11 protein-coding genes are annotated in these 13,249 nt (G+C 76.6%); 1 reads left to right on the top strand and 10 read right to left on the bottom strand.

Translation table 11 applies throughout. From position 1 onward, the window contains the following. Positions 1 to 147 precede the first annotated feature (147 nt). The 6 genes from ACJOT3_RS24625 to ACJOT3_RS24600 form a co-directional block, all read right to left on the bottom strand. Positions 148 to 1,248 (bottom strand): hypothetical protein, encoded by a 1,101-nt coding sequence (locus tag ACJOT3_RS24625; protein WP_406975471.1) that lies wholly within the window; start codon positions 1,246 to 1,248, stop codon positions 148 to 150. A gap of 81 nt (positions 1,249 to 1,329) precedes the next feature. Beyond that, positions 1,330 to 2,130, bottom strand: coding sequence for a DUF1295 domain-containing protein (locus tag ACJOT3_RS24620; protein ID WP_406975470.1), 801 nt, complete (start codon positions 2,128 to 2,130; stop codon positions 1,330 to 1,332). Continuing rightward, a complete protein-coding gene (locus ACJOT3_RS24615) occupies positions 2,127 to 3,440 on the bottom strand; it encodes a class I SAM-dependent methyltransferase (protein WP_406975469.1) in 1,314 nt (437 codons plus the stop codon). Before ACJOT3_RS24615 ends, ACJOT3_RS24620 begins: the two co-directional genes overlap by 4 nt. Next, on the bottom strand, positions 3,437 to 4,900 hold the full coding sequence (locus ACJOT3_RS24610) for a class I SAM-dependent methyltransferase (protein WP_406975468.1): 1,464 nt from the start codon (positions 4,898 to 4,900) through the stop codon (positions 3,437 to 3,439). The genes ACJOT3_RS24615 and ACJOT3_RS24610 overlap by 4 nt, the downstream gene beginning before the upstream one ends. Then, positions 4,897 to 5,679 (bottom strand): DUF1365 domain-containing protein, encoded by a 783-nt coding sequence (locus ACJOT3_RS24605; protein WP_406975467.1) that lies wholly within the window; start codon positions 5,677 to 5,679, stop codon positions 4,897 to 4,899. Before ACJOT3_RS24605 ends, ACJOT3_RS24610 begins: the two co-directional genes overlap by 4 nt. Next, complete coding sequence (locus ACJOT3_RS24600; RefSeq protein ID WP_406975466.1) at positions 5,676 to 6,950, bottom strand: NAD(P)/FAD-dependent oxidoreductase; 1,275 nt, start codon at positions 6,948 to 6,950, stop codon at positions 5,676 to 5,678. The genes ACJOT3_RS24605 and ACJOT3_RS24600 overlap by 4 nt, the downstream gene beginning before the upstream one ends. 166 nt (positions 6,951 to 7,116) lie before the next feature. Here ACJOT3_RS24600 and ACJOT3_RS24595 point away from each other — a divergent pair, with 166 nt between their 5' ends. Then, a complete protein-coding gene (locus tag ACJOT3_RS24595) occupies positions 7,117 to 8,643 on the top strand; it encodes a bifunctional phosphatase PAP2/diacylglycerol kinase family protein (protein WP_406975465.1) in 1,527 nt (508 codons plus the stop codon). Between the two features lie 34 nt (positions 8,644 to 8,677). On the opposite strand, the gene ACJOT3_RS24590 is transcribed toward ACJOT3_RS24595, so the two are convergent. The 4 genes from ACJOT3_RS24590 to ACJOT3_RS24575 form a co-directional block, all read right to left on the bottom strand. Beyond that, the gene (locus ACJOT3_RS24590; protein ID WP_406975464.1) at positions 8,678 to 9,127 is read right to left on the bottom strand and encodes a hypothetical protein; all 450 of its coding nucleotides are present in this window, start codon (positions 9,125 to 9,127) and stop codon (positions 8,678 to 8,680) included. Between the two features lie 103 nt (positions 9,128 to 9,230). Beyond that, positions 9,231 to 10,196, bottom strand: a complete 966-nt coding sequence (locus ACJOT3_RS24585; RefSeq protein WP_406975463.1) for a phosphotransferase enzyme family protein — start codon at positions 10,194 to 10,196, stop codon at positions 9,231 to 9,233. A gap of 237 nt (positions 10,197 to 10,433) precedes the next feature. Next, on the bottom strand, positions 10,434 to 12,032 hold the full coding sequence (locus tag ACJOT3_RS24580) for a hypothetical protein (protein WP_406975462.1): 1,599 nt from the start codon (positions 12,030 to 12,032) through the stop codon (positions 10,434 to 10,436). 181 nt (positions 12,033 to 12,213) lie between these two features. After that, on the bottom strand, positions 12,214 to 13,249 hold a 1,036-nt coding region (locus tag ACJOT3_RS24575; protein WP_406975461.1), incomplete at its 5' end, for an ABC transporter substrate-binding protein.

The following is a 13,249-nucleotide window of genomic DNA, read 5'->3' as shown; positions in this document are numbered from 1 at the left end:
ACGGCGGAGCCGCCGCCGGACGGCGACGACCACCGACGACAACGACAAGGGTAGGCTAACCTAATCGACATGGCTCCGGTCGTCCGGGGCGGCGCCTCTTCCCCAGGCGCCGCCCCGGACGTGGCCCGCCCCCGCCCCGTTACCGGGTCAGTCCAGGTGCTCCACCGGCAGCGCGCCGAACACCCCGGCGTCCAGCAGCAGGTCCCCGGCCCCCTCCCCGGGGTCGGCGAACGACAGGTCCGCGAGGATCCGGGGCGTGCTCCCCCACAGCCGGGGCCAGGCGATCGACCACAGCGGCTCCGACTCCCCCTCGGGGTCGCCCACCCGCAGTTCGGGTACGACCGCGCCGGTGGCCGGGTCGATCAGTGTGAGCCCCTCGGGGAACAGGTCGGGCCGCTCCCCCGGCGCGGGGGCGTCGCCGTACTCCACGTCCAGCCGGTACCCCAGGGTGAGGACGCCGTCCTCCACCCGGTAGCCGCCCACGAACATGCGCCAGGTCCGGCCGCCCTCCTCGAAGCGGACCCACCCCTCGTCGTCGGTCTCGGCCGCGGCCACCGGAAGCCCCACCGGCTCCGGGGCGGGCGGAGAGAACGCCTCGGTGTACCCGGGCACGTCCGTCCCCGGCGCGGGGGTGCGGAAATCCGGGATGACCGGGACAACGCCGTCCGGAGCGCCCCCGCCCCCGCCTTCGTCCGCCCCCGGCTCCCACAGCGCCCCGCCCTCGCGGACCCCCACGTTCTCCACCCGGAACGCGCCCTGGGGGCCGCGCACCTCCACCGTCTCGGTGCCGGGCTCCAGCGGCGCGGAGTACAGGACGATCTCGTAGGGGGTGCGCGGCTCCCACCGCACCTCGTCCCCGGTGACCGTGCCCAGCCCGGCCCGGTTCTCGTACAGGCGCCCGGTCCCCGGGTCCCAGATCCGGAACCCGTCGCCGGGGCCCGCGCCCCCGGTGAAGTAGGCGGGGTCGAACGCGGTGGGCGCGTCCGCCTGGTTGGTGAACTCAAGGACGGTGCGCGTGTACCCGGGCACCGCGGCCACCTCGACCACCTCCAGGCGGGCCTGAACGGCGTCGGCCCCCGGGCCCAGCGTGCCGTACTCCACGTCGAGCCCCGCGTCGGGGTTCGCGCACCCGCACGACACCGCCCGGTCGGCCAGGACGAAGACCGCCGTCGCCGCGATCACCGCGGCCGCGGCCCCCACCGCGGCCACCGGCTTCCACCGCCGCCCGCGCACCACCGTTGCCGCCACCGCGTTCTCCTTAGCGCCGTCCCGCTGCCGTCCCGCTCTCACCCGGGTCGGACGCCTCCGGCGGGCCGGGGGTTCCGGTGTTCAGGGGCGGCGGGGCGGCCGGGGGAGGAAGGCGCTGGTGCGGGCCTCGTACTCGGCCCAGCCGGGACGGCCGCGCATGTGCTCGTCGAGCAGACGCTGCCCCGAGCCGCGGGTGAGCAGATAGGTCATGACCAGCGGGGCGGGCAGGGTGAGCAGCGTCCACGGGCTGCCCGAGGCCGCGACCAGGAACAGCCCCCACCACACGCACGCGTCGCCGAAGTAGTTGGGGTGGCGGGTCCACGCCCACAGGCCCCGGTCCATGATCCGGCCGCGGTTGGCGGGGTCGCGGCGGAAGGCGGCCAGCTGGGCGTCGCCCACGGTCTCGAAGGCGAACCCGACCGCCCACAGGGCCACCCCCGCCGCCGCACCGGCCGCCGCCCACCCGCCGAGCGGTCCGGGGGCGTGCGCGGCCGCCTGGAGCGGCAGCGACACCAGCCAGATCAGCGCCCCCTGGAGCAGGTACACGACGCGCAGCGCGTACAGGTCCCGGTCGCCGCGGGCCCGGGAGAGCAGGCGCTCGTAGCGGGGGTCCTCCCCCTTGCCCCGGGAGCGCCGTTCGATGTGGACGGCCAGCCGCACGCCCCACACCGCCGTCAGGGCGAACAGCAGCCAGGCCCGAACCGGGTCGCCGGTCGCCGTGACCAGTGATACCAGCGCCACCAGGGCGAACCCGAGCCCCCAGGCGACGTCGACGACGCTGTGCCGCCCCAGCCTCCGCCCGACGGCGAAGGTCCCCAGCATGAGCACGGCCACCGCCCCGGCCGCCAGGGCCGAGGTGAGGGCGAGCGCTGTGAGGTTCATGCCCCCACCTTCCCGGCCCCGGCCCCTCCGGCACCGGCCTCACAGGGCCCCGCCTCCTCCGGCCCGAAGCGGCGCGCGGAGATCTGGTGGACGCCCATCCGCCCCTCCTCGAACGCCAGCGCCCCGCCCGCCAGGTACAGCCGCCACACCCGCGCGGTCTCCTCCCCGGCCAGCGCCACCAGGTCGTCGCGGCGCCGCTCCAGCTCGGCGGCCCACGCCCGGGCGGTCCGAACGTAGTGCCCGCGCAGCGAGCGCACCCCGGTCACCTCCAGGCCCGCGTCCTCCAGCAGCCCGACCGTCTCGCCCAGCGGGCGCATGTGCATGTCGGGGGCGATGTAGCGCTCGATGAACGGGCCGCCGCCGGGCTGGTCGCTCCCCCGGGACATCTGCTGGACCAGCAGCCGACCGCCCGGCCGCAGCAGGTCCCGCAGCCGCCGGGCGAACGGCGCGTACTCGTTCCGGCCCACGTGTTCGCCCATCTCGATGGCGGCCACGGCGTCGAACCCGGCCCGGTCGATGTCGCGGTAGTGCCGCAGCTCCACCTCGACCGCCCCGTCCAGGCCCTCCTCCCGGACCCGGGCGGCGACGTGGTCGCGCTGGGCGGCCGACAGGGTCACCGCGGTCACCCGGGCGCCGTAGTGGCGAGCGGCGTGCAGGGCCAGCGAGCCCCAGCCGCAGCCGACGTCGAGCAGGCGCGAGCCCTCGGCCAGCTCCAGCTCCCGGCAGACCAGGTCGAGTTTGGCGCGCTGGGCGTCGGCGAGGGTGGCGACGGGGTCGTCCTCGGGCCAGTAGGCGCAGGAGTAGGCCATGGTCTCGTCGAGCAGCAGGGCGTAGATGCCGTTGCCCGCGTCGTAGTGGTGGGACACGGCGGCCGCGTCGCGTTCGCGGGAGTGGGTGCGCCCGCGCAGCCGGGCCTCGCCGCGCGGGACCGGCGGCGGGGCGCCGACCGCCCCCAGGGCGAGGAGGACGCGCGCCGCCCGGACCCACTCTCCTGGGCCGGGCGGCGACGTCCCGTGGCGGCGGACCCCGGCGCCGACCCGCCGCAGCGCGTCGGTGAGGTCCCCCTCCACGTCCAGGGCGCCGGTGACGTAGGCGCGGGCCAGGCCGAGTTCGCCGGGCCGGGCCACCACGTACCGCAGGGTGTCGCGGTGGCGCAGCACCACGACGGGCGCGTCGGCGGGGCCCGCCTCGCTGCCGTCCCAGGCGCGCAGCCGCACCGGCGGGTGCCCGTTGAAGAACCCGGCGACCACCGGGGCGAGGAAGTGGGCGACGCCGCGCGGCGCGCCCCTGCGGGAGGCGGTGGTGGTCATCGGGCGCGCTCCAGGAGGATCTGTTCGACGTCGATGATGCCGGAGCGGAACCCGGCCTCGCAGTAGGCGAGGTAGAAGTCCCACATCCGGCGGAAGACGGGGTCGAAGCCGAGTTCGGCCACCTGGTCGGCGGCGGCGTCGAAGGAGCGCCGCCAGACCAGGAGGGTGTCGGCGTAGTCGGCGCCGAACGCGTGCCGGTCGACGACCCTCAGGGAGGTGCGTTCGCGCACCTGCCGTTCGATGGCGGTCACCGAGGGGATGAGCCCGCCGGGGAACACGTACTTGTGCATCCAGGTGTAGGAGTGGCGGGAGGCGCGCATGAGCCGGTGGTCCATGGTGATGGACTGGAGTCCGACCCGGCCGCCGGGGCGCACCAGCCGGTTCAGGGCGGAGAAGTAGGTCGGCCAGTCGTGCTCGCCGACGGCCTCGATCATCTCCACGCTGACCACGGCGTCGTACTCGCCGTCCACGTCGCGGTAGTCGAGCAGCCGGACGTCGACGGCGCCGCCTGCCCCGGCCGCGGCCAGCCGCCGCTCGGCCAGGTCGCGCTGTTCGGCGGACAGGGTGACGGTGGTGACGCGGGCCCCGCGCCGGGCGGCCCGCAGTGCCAGGGACCCCCACCCGGTGCCGATCTCCAGCAGGGTGGTGCCGGGCCCGGCGCCGACGGCGTCGAGCAGGCGGTCGATCTTGCGCTCCTGGGCTGCGGCCAGGGTGTCGGGGTCGCGCGGGCCGGGGCCGTCGAACAGCGCCGCGGAGTAGGTCATGGTGCGGTCCAGGAACAGCGCGAACAGGTCGTTGGACAGGTCGTAGTGGTGGCCGATGTTGCGGCGGGCCGCCGCCCGGGTGTTGCGCTCGCCCCGGACCCGGCGCGGCAGGGTGATGTGGCGCAGCGGTTGCAGGGGCCGCGGGACCAGGTCGGTGTAGTGCTCGGCCAGCCGGGTGAGCAGGGCGACGGGGTCCGGGGAGTCCCATTCGCCGGCCATGTAGGACTCGCCCAGGCCGATGAGCCCGTCCGAGCCCAGTCTGCGGTGGAACGCGTCGGGGTCGTGCAGGCGCAGGACGGGGGCGTCCTCCCCGGGGTCCTGCGCGCCGACCGGATACCGCGTGTCGCCCGGGGCACGCGCCTCGCCCCGCTGTCCCACCTCGGCCCCCTGCCGCACGTCATCCGGGTCAGGCGCTCCGGGGATGGTGATCCGTACGCCACCCGGGGCACGCGCCTCGCCCCGCTGCCGCGCATCACCCCATTGCCCCACGTCGGCCCGCTGCCGAGCATCGGCCGGGCGCCGTACGCCACCCGGCTCGGGGGTTCCAACGGTGGTGATCCGTACTCCGGCCCGGCGGGCGGCGTAGCGGGCCAGCGCCCGGGCGGCGGTGGCGCGCAGGCGGGCCCGGGGCACCCGGGCGACGTCCGGCCAGCGGTCGGCGTCGACGGCGGCCGGGGCGGGGGAGGTCGTGGTCATGGTCGTGCACCTGTCCTGTCGTGTGCCGGTGAACCGTGGTGGGTCGGCCGCGGGCGGATCGGGACGCCGCGCAGGTAGAGGCCGATGCCCCGGGTGCGGATGCGGAGCGCGCCGACCAGCGGGGCCAGCGGGTGGCGCAGGGCGAGCCGGAGCAGGGAGGCCGCGGTGGCCGGGACCCGGCGGCCCCGGACCGTGGCGGCGAAGGGCGGAGCGCCCCCGGTGTGGAGGGTGACGGTGAGGGCGAGCCGCTCCCCGGGTTCGGGCAGGGCCAGCCGGTAGGTGCCCTCGACCCCGTGGAACGGGGACACGTACATGGCCTTGGCCGTGTCCGCCCGCCCGCGGCCGTCCACGTCGAGCAGGTAGCGGTGGCGGTCGCCGTAGGTGTTGTGCACCTCGGCGACGACCCGGGCCAGGGTCCCGTCGCGGCGGCGGCACCAGTAGACGGTCAGCGGGTCGAACACGTACCCGAGCACGCGCGCGTGGGCGAGCACCAGGATCGGCCCGCCGTCGGAGCGGACCCCCTCCCCGGCCAGGAACCCCTCCAGGTCGGCGCGGGTGGCCCGGTGGCCGAACCCGGCGAGGGGGCGCAGCGGCCACGGCAGCCGCGGCGGGCGGTCCAGGTCGGTCAGCCAGTAGTAGGTCCGGTGCGCGAACGCCGAGCGGACCGGGGCGGCGCGCACGTGCCGGACGACGGCCTCGTAGAGGGCGGGCACACCCGCCTCCGGGCCCGCAGTCGTCTCCGGGTCCGCACCCGCCCCCGGGTCCACAGCCGCGTTCACCACGCCACCCCCAGGTTCGCGGCGGCCCGCACCCCCGAGGCGCAGCCGTCCTCGTGGAAGCCCCACCCGTGGTGGGCCCCGGCGAACGCGACGACCCCGTCGTCCAGCTCGGGCAGGCGGCGCTGCGCGGCCAGCACCCGCGGCGTGTACACCGGGTGCTCGTAGTCCATCTCGGCCAGCACCAGTCCGGGGTCGATCCGCCCGTCGTCGTTGAGGGTGACCAGGTGGCGGCGGCGCCCGGGGAGCCGCTGCAACCGGTTCATGTCGTAGCTGACCCGCACGGCCCCGTCCCGCGGGTCGCAGGAGGGCAGCCGGTGGTTCCAGCTCGCCCGCACCGCCGGGTCGCGCGGCAGCACGGAGGTGTCGGTGTGCAGCAGGGTGCGGTTGCGGGAGTACTCGAACGCGCCCAGCACCTCCCGCTCGGCGGGGGTGGGCCGTTCCAGCAGGGCCAGGGCACGGTCGGCGTGGACCGCGACGACGGCGGCGTCGAACTCCAGGACCTCCCCGCCCGCCCGCAGCCGGACCCCGCCGGGGCGGCGCTCCAGCGAGCCGACCGGCGCCCCGGTCCGCACGGCGTCGAGGTTCTTGGCGATCCGCTCCACGTAGGCCCGGGAGCCGCCCGCGACGGTCCGCCACCGGGGCGAGCCCCAGATACCGAGCATGCCGTGGTGGTCCAGGAAGGCGAACAGGTACCGGGCCGGGTAGTCCAGGGCGGTCCCGGGCGGGCACGACCACACCGCGGAGACCAGCGGGACCAGGAAGTGCGCGGTGGTGTGGCGGCTCAGTCCGCGGTCGGCGGCGAACTCCCCCAGGGTGGGCCCGGGGTCCTCGCCGGGGGCGGCCAGGAGCGCGCGGGCGGCCCGGTGGAAGCGCGGGATCTCGGCGAGCATGCGCAGGTGGGCGGCGGTGGCGCGGGAGCCGGTGGGCAGCAGGGCCCGGGCTCCCCGGGCGCCCGCGTACTCCAGGCCGCAGCCCTCGCAGGACACCGACAGGCTCATCTCGGCGGGGCGGGTGTCCACGCCCAGCTCGTCGAAGAGCCGGACCAGGTGGGGGTAGGTGCGGCGGTTGTGCACGATGAAGCCGCTGTCCACGAGGAGTTCGCCGCCGTCCTCGCCGGTGACCCGGTGGGTGTGGGCGTGGCCGCCCAGGCGGTCGTCGGCCTCCAGCAGGGTGACCTCGGCCCGGTCGCGCAGCAGGTGCGCGGCGGTCAGTCCGGACACGCCGGAGCCGATGACGGCGACGCGCCGCCGGGGGTGCCGGTCCTGGCCCATGTGCGTCCCTTCGGTGGGGGGCTGGTACCGGGTATTCGGAGCCGGGTGGAACGCGGATGGGTCGCGGCCCGCCGAAAAGATGTGACCTGCGACACAAATCGCCCGGGGAAAGCCGAAACCACCGGAGGTTCTGGACATCCGGGCGTCCCGACGGCACCGTGGACGAATGCGCGCACTACGAGCGATCGACCGCCTGGACCGCAGGATCCACCGCTTCGTGACCGGCCTGGGAGCACCCGCCCTGGACCCCTACACACCCAAGTTCGTGCAGGCCACGGACAACATGGCGCCCTGGTTCCTGGTCTCGGCGACCCTGGCCGCCACCGGCGGCCCCCGGCTGCGGCGCACCGCCCTGCGCGCCATGGCCGCGGCCGCGGCGGCCAACGCGGTCTCCGCCGGGGTCAAGCACCTGACCGACCGCACCCGCCCGGACCTGTCGCGGGTGCCCCGGCAGCGGATCCCCTACCGCGACTACGGCAGTTCCTCCTTCCCGTCCGGGCACACGGCCGCGGCCGTCGGCTACGCGGCGGGGGTCGCCGCCGACGCCCCGCGCCCGCTGACGGCGCTGGTGGCGCTGCTGGCCGGGGTGGTGGCGGTGTCCCGGGTGCACAGCGGCGTCCACTACCCCGGCGACGTGCTGGGCGGGGCGGCCATCGGGCTGGCCGCGGCGCTGGCGGCGCGCGCGGTGGTGCCGCCCCGGCCGGAGCTGGTCCACGGCGCCGAGACCCTGCCCGAGGGCGTGCACCGCGAACCGGCCCCGCGCGAGGACGCGCTCTCGACCGGCGCGCTGCCCGGGACCGGGGTGACCGTGGTGGTCAACCCGGGCTCGGCCGACGTGCTCCCGGCCGCGGTCGCCCAAGGACTGCCCGGACCGGCGGCCGGCGGCACCCCCTCGCGCATCGCGCGGGCGCTGCCGGGCGCCGTGATCGTCGCCCTGTCCGAGGACGACGACATCGCCCAAGTGATGGACAAGGCCGCCGCGGCGGGCGCGGTGCTCGCGGTGGCGGGCGGCGACGGCACCGTCAACGCGGGGGCGCGCGCCGCCCTGGACCACGACCGGCCGCTGCTGGTGATCCCCGACGGCACGCTCAACAACTTCGCCCGCACCCTGGGGCTGACCTCGGTGGAGATCGCGCTGCGGGCCTACTCCACCGGGCGGGTGGCCCGGGTGGACGTGGGCGAGGTCGACGGGCGGCTGTTCCTCAACACCGCGTCGTTCGGCTCCTACCCGCGCATGGTGGAGCGCCGCGACCGGTGGGCGCCGCGGATCGGCAAGTGGCCCGCGTTCGTGTGGGCGCTGTGGCGGGACCTGCGCGAGGTCGACCCCACCCCGGCCGTCGTGGACGGGCGGGAGACGAGGGTGTGGTGGGCGTTCGTGGGCAACGGCCGCTACCGCACGCACGCCCGGGTCCCGGCGCTGCGCGAGAGCCTGGTGGACGGGCGCCTGGACGTGCGGGTGCTGGGCGCCCGCTCCCCGTTCCCGCGGCTGCGGGCGGCCATGGACGTGCTGCTGGGCCGCCACTGGCGCGGTGAGGGCTACCGCGAGCGGACCGCCCGGGAGCTGGAGCTGACGCTGCCCGAGGAGCCCCGGCTGCTGGCCGTGGACGGGGAGGTCGTCGAGGGGTCCCGGACGGTGCGGTTCACCAAGCGCCCGGCGGCGCTGCAGGTGTTCGTCCCCGCCGCCGGGGCATGAGGGTCCGGGTCCGGCCCGCCGCAGGCCCGGCCGGTCAGCGGCGGCCGCGGCCGCGGCCGCGCCTGCGGTCGGCGTCGCAGTCGCCGATGAGCAGCGACAGCCCGGCGCCGACCAGCCAGGAGTCCTTGGCGATGGCCATGCCCTCCTGGGTCGGCACCAGGGTGCCCGGGCGGCGCATGCCGGGGGTGCGCAGGTACAGGCCGACCAGCCCGGCGCCGAACGCGGCGAGCCCGGCCCCCGCGATCCGGCTGGGCACCACCGGCAGCAGCAGGGCGGCGCCCAGGGCGATCTCACCGGCGGACAGCAGCCGGGTGAACGTGACGGGGTCGATGTCCTTGAGGAAGGGGTAGGTGCCGGCGGCCATGCCGTGCATCCCCTGGGCGGTCTCCTCGTCGGCGTCGCGCTTGCTCAGCCCGGAGTTGAGGATGAACGCCCCGGTGGCCAGGCGCAGGGGGATGTCGCTGATTCTCATGGGCAGTCGCATGTCGTCTCCGTGGAACGGACGTGGATGACTCAGGGCGATTCGCATGCTACCCACCGCGATACCCGAAGGCGGGGAGACCCGCCGTCACCCGCCCGCCCCGCCGTCACAGGCCCGCGACGATCTCCGCGAGGGCCTGCCAGGCCCGCTCGGTGTCGCGGTCGCGCGTGTGCGGGCGGGAGAAGGCGTCCACGAACTCGGCGACGTCCTGGAGCGCCCAGCGCAGCCGGTACAGGTCGAGCCGGTCGGGGTCCACGGGGTGCCCGGAGGCGTCGCTGTAGCGCTCCAGGTCGGCGGCGTCCTCGGCGACCAGCCACAGGTCGCGTTCGGGGGCGGCGGCCCCGACGGTGTCCCAGTCGACCAGCAGCGGCCGGGGCCCGCGCCAGATCACGTTGCCGGGGTGGGGTTCGCCGTGGGTGACGACCGCCGGGGCGTCGGTGAGCCGGGCGGCCCGGCGGTCGTACTCCTCCAGGCGGGTGCGCACCCGCTTGGTGTGCTCGGCCAGCAGTTGGGCGGCGGGCCCGGAGTAGGGGCCGTGTGCCCCGACCAGGGACGGGTCGTCCAGCACGGCGTCGAGGTGGGCGCGGTGCCCGAGCTCGGTCGGTGCCGGGGGCGTCCCGCGCACCGGGGCGACCCGGTGCAGCCGGGCCAGCGCGTCCAGCAGCAGCCCGCGCAGGTAGGGGGTGAGGGGGCGGCCGAACTCGCCGGAGGCGCCCTCCACGTACGGGAAGAGGCTGAGCACCCGGTCGCGGCCCACCGCCCGGACGGTCCGCCCCTCGGGGGTGCGCAGCGGCGCCACCACGAACCCCAGCCCGGAGTCGTCGTGCAGCCGGGCGGCGGTGTCCATGGCCGCGGCCAGCCGCTCCCGCGCCTGCACCGGGGTGGGACCCAGGTAGGCCTTGTGGGACAGGTCGGCGACGGTCGCGAACCAGCGCCGCCCCGAGGTGTCGGTGACCCGCCAGTGGTGGTCGGCGAAGCCGACGGGCAGGTGGGTGAGCGCGACCGGGCGGATGCCCCAGGCCCCCAGGGCTTGGCCGATCCGGTCCTCGTGGAGGTCTGGCAACTCCCGCATGCCGCGAAGCTACCAGTGCGTCCGCGCCGGTGCAGGGGTTTTCGCAGGGTTGCCCCACCCTGTTCACCCGCCCTGTACGCCCCGTCCTCGGAACCCCGGGCTCTCGGAAGCCCCAGGCCTTCAGACCACCGGGTCCCTCGGACCCCGGAGAACCTCGGCCCCCGAGGCCCTCAACTCCCCGAGCCCCTCAGGTCCCCGGGCCTTCGGACCGGCGGGGCCGTCAAGGTCCCCGGGGCCTCAGGCGACCAGGCCGTGCAGGCGGACCGCGTCGGGGCCCCGGGCCACGGTGACCAGCGCGCCGGGGACGGCCACCGCCCGGTGGTCGTCGGCGGCCGGGCCCAGCGGCATCGGCGGCGCCTGCCCGGGCGGGTCCAGGAGCAGCAGCCGGGGTTCGGTGTCGAAGGGGACCGACCACAGCACCGCGACGTCGGCCGTCTCCTCCGCGTCGGTGTGGACGGCGCCGAAGGGCACCGCGACCGCGCCGGGCAGCCCCACGGCCAGGCCCGGGCCGTACTCGGGCACCTCGTCACCGGCCAGGGCGGCGGTCTCGACGATCTCCCCGGCCGGGTCCACCCGGTGGAACAGCACCCGGTCGGCGGCCGTCTCGGCGACGACCGCGCCCGAGGTGTCGGCGCGCACCAGCACGGAGCGGCCGTCGGTCCAGGGTTCGGCGGTGATCCGCACCGCGTGCGACCCGTCCCGCGGGTCCAGGACCGCAGGGGCGCCCTCCCCCATCAGGGGGCCGACCACCACCGCGGGCGAGGCCTCGGGGTCGGTGACCGGGCCGCCGCCGCGCAGCGCGGGGAACTCCTCCAGCCCCGGCAGCTCACGGGTCCAGCGCTCCCGCCCGTCCCGCGGGTCCAGGGCGGTGACCACCCCGGTCAGGTGTTCGCCGGGGGTGTCGGCGATCTCCGCCAGGGAGGTGCCGCGCAGCCGCTCCTGCGGGACACAGGCGTAGGCGACCAGGAACAGGTCGGGGGTGCGCAGGGTGTTGTCGGCGTTCCAGTCCTGCCAGGGCTCGCAGACCCGGCCGGGCTCCTGCGGGACGGTGAACGACCAGGCCTCACCGAAACCGGTGGTGGTCCGGGCGCTGATCCGGGGCGCCTGCCCGTCCTCGGCCCAGGCGTGCAGCAGGGTGCCCGGACCGGCGACCAGCACCCGGGCGCTCACCCCCTCCGGCGGGGGCGGGGTGGTGAACGCCTCCACCGTGGCGCCGCGGGCGGTGTCCAGCTCCACCCAGGCCAGCGGGCCGGTGCGCCCGGGGGCGTCGGGGTCGCCGTGGGCGATGTGCACGCGGGTGCCGCCGCCGTGGACGGCGGCGCGGGCGTCGGCGCCGCGAAGCCGGTAGCGCCACAGCTCCCCGCCGGTGATCCCGTCCAGGGCCACCACCCCGTCGTCCAGGACGACGACCGGGCCCAGGGTGCCGGGCAGCACGTCCACCAGGACGCCGTCCTCGGGCGGCGCCCACGACCAGGCGACCCGGTCGACCCGCACGGGGACCGGCGGCGCGGTCTCGGGGACGGTGCCGGCGACGGTGTGGTCGACCGCCAGGGACAGGGTCAGGGCACGCACCCCGAACCCGGCGACCAGGGCCAGCGCCAGCCCGGCCGCGGCCGGGGGCAGGGAGCGCCGCACCGGGCGCGCCCGCATCCGGCGCCGCCCGGCGGCGATCAGCAGCAGGCCCGTCCCCGCCGCGGAGAGCGCGGCCCACCAGGGGACCTCGGGGGCGAGCGCCAGCGCCGCCCCGCCCAGGCACAGCCCGGCGCCGCACCAGCCCAGCGGTCCGCGCGCGGAGGCGTCGCCGGTGTCCCGGCCGACCGTCAGGTCCTCGACCACACACGCCTCCCCTCGCCCCGGCGCGTCGTGCGCCGACCATACGACGCGCGGCCGACGCGTTCGGTTTTCCGGCGGGTGCGGACGGGGCCCTTTGGGGCGGCCGCCGGCGGACGCGGGCGGGCCCCGGGGCCCGGCTTTTCCGAGCACGGTGCCCCGGGGCCCGCCGGTGCGGGGCCGGAGGTCAGTCCCCGGTGAGTTCGGCCAGGTCCGTGGGGGCGCCGAACAGCCCGTTGAACCGCGGGTCGAACTGTGCCGTGACGTCCTGGCGCTCCTGGAGGACGCCGACCTCGAAGTAGACGTCGGACTGGTCCTGCTGGGCGGCGATCACCTCGGCGGTGATGGGGCCGACCACCTCGTCCGCCCGGTCCTCCCCGGCGCGAACCACCTCGACCGGCAGGCCGGTGAGGTCGGCGTAGAACTCGGCCCACTCCTGCGGGTTCTCGGCCTGCCACTCCTCCAGCTCCGCGTACCGGCCGATGAGGTCCTCGATGGCGGCGGCCGTCGCGGGGTCCTCCAGCGCCTCGGTGCGGGCGGAGATGAACGAGTTCCCGGCGATGTGCCCGGCCCCGGTGGCGATCGCCCGGGCGCCCTCGCCCTCCACCTGCGCCCAGTAGATGAGCAGGGTGGCCAGGGCGTCGACGTCGCCGCCGGCCAGGGCGGTGGGGCCGTCGACGGTCGGGAGGTTGACGGGTTCGATGTCGTCCAGGGTCAGGCCGACCGACTCCAGGGCCTTGATCACGTGGTACTGCATGATCGTGCCCTCCTGGAAGGCGACGCGGGCGCCCTTGAGGTCCTCCAGGGACTCGATGTCGGAGTCCTCGGGGACGACGATGGCGTTGTTGGAGTTCTCCAGCGGGTCCACCACGCCGATGACGGCGACGGCCTGGAGCCCGGCACCGGCGGCGTCGGCGAAGATCAGCGGGGTGTCGGCGGTGACGCCGACGTCCACGGCGCCGACCCCGGCGGCCTCCACGTACTCGGGTCCGGCGTTGACGAACTGCTTCCACTCGATGTCGTAGGGCAGGTCCTGGTCCAGGCCCAGGTGGGCGAAGATCTCCTGGGTGATGGGGGCCGCGCCGAGTTCGCCGACGCGCAGGACGACCCGGTCGCCGTCGGCGGAGCCGGAGGCGTCGGAGGAGCAGGCGGTGGCCAGCGGCAGCAGCAGGGCCAGGGCCGCGGCGGCCAGGGCGCGCGGGCGGACGGTGGTGGGACGGGTG

It is taken from the genome of Nocardiopsis protaetiae (genome assembly GCF_045446735.1).
In the GTDB taxonomy this organism is placed as follows: Bacteria; Actinomycetota; Actinomycetes; order Streptosporangiales; family Streptosporangiaceae; genus Nocardiopsis; species Nocardiopsis protaetiae.
Note: the sequence above shows the minus strand (reverse complement) of the source record. Positions and strands in the feature narration are given on the sequence as shown.

Coding starts and splice junctions, on each gene's coding strand:
- ACJOT3_RS24585 (WP_406975463.1), bottom strand. CDS start 10,196: ATGCGGGAGTTGCCAGACCTCCACGAGGACCGGATCGGCCAAGCCCTG.
- ACJOT3_RS24610 (WP_406975468.1), bottom strand. CDS start 4,900: ATGACCACGACCTCCCCCGCCCCGGCCGCCGTCGACGCCGACCGCTGG.
- ACJOT3_RS24620 (WP_406975470.1), bottom strand. CDS start 2,130: ATGAACCTCACAGCGCTCGCCCTCACCTCGGCCCTGGCGGCCGGGGCG.
- ACJOT3_RS24590 (WP_406975464.1), bottom strand. CDS start 9,127: ATGCGACTGCCCATGAGAATCAGCGACATCCCCCTGCGCCTGGCCACC.
- ACJOT3_RS24600 (WP_406975466.1), bottom strand. CDS start 6,950: ATGGGCCAGGACCGGCACCCCCGGCGGCGCGTCGCCGTCATCGGCTCC.
- ACJOT3_RS24595 (WP_406975465.1), top strand. CDS start 7,117: ATGCGCGCACTACGAGCGATCGACCGCCTGGACCGCAGGATCCACCGC.
- ACJOT3_RS24615 (WP_406975469.1), bottom strand. CDS start 3,440: ATGACCACCACCGCCTCCCGCAGGGGCGCGCCGCGCGGCGTCGCCCAC.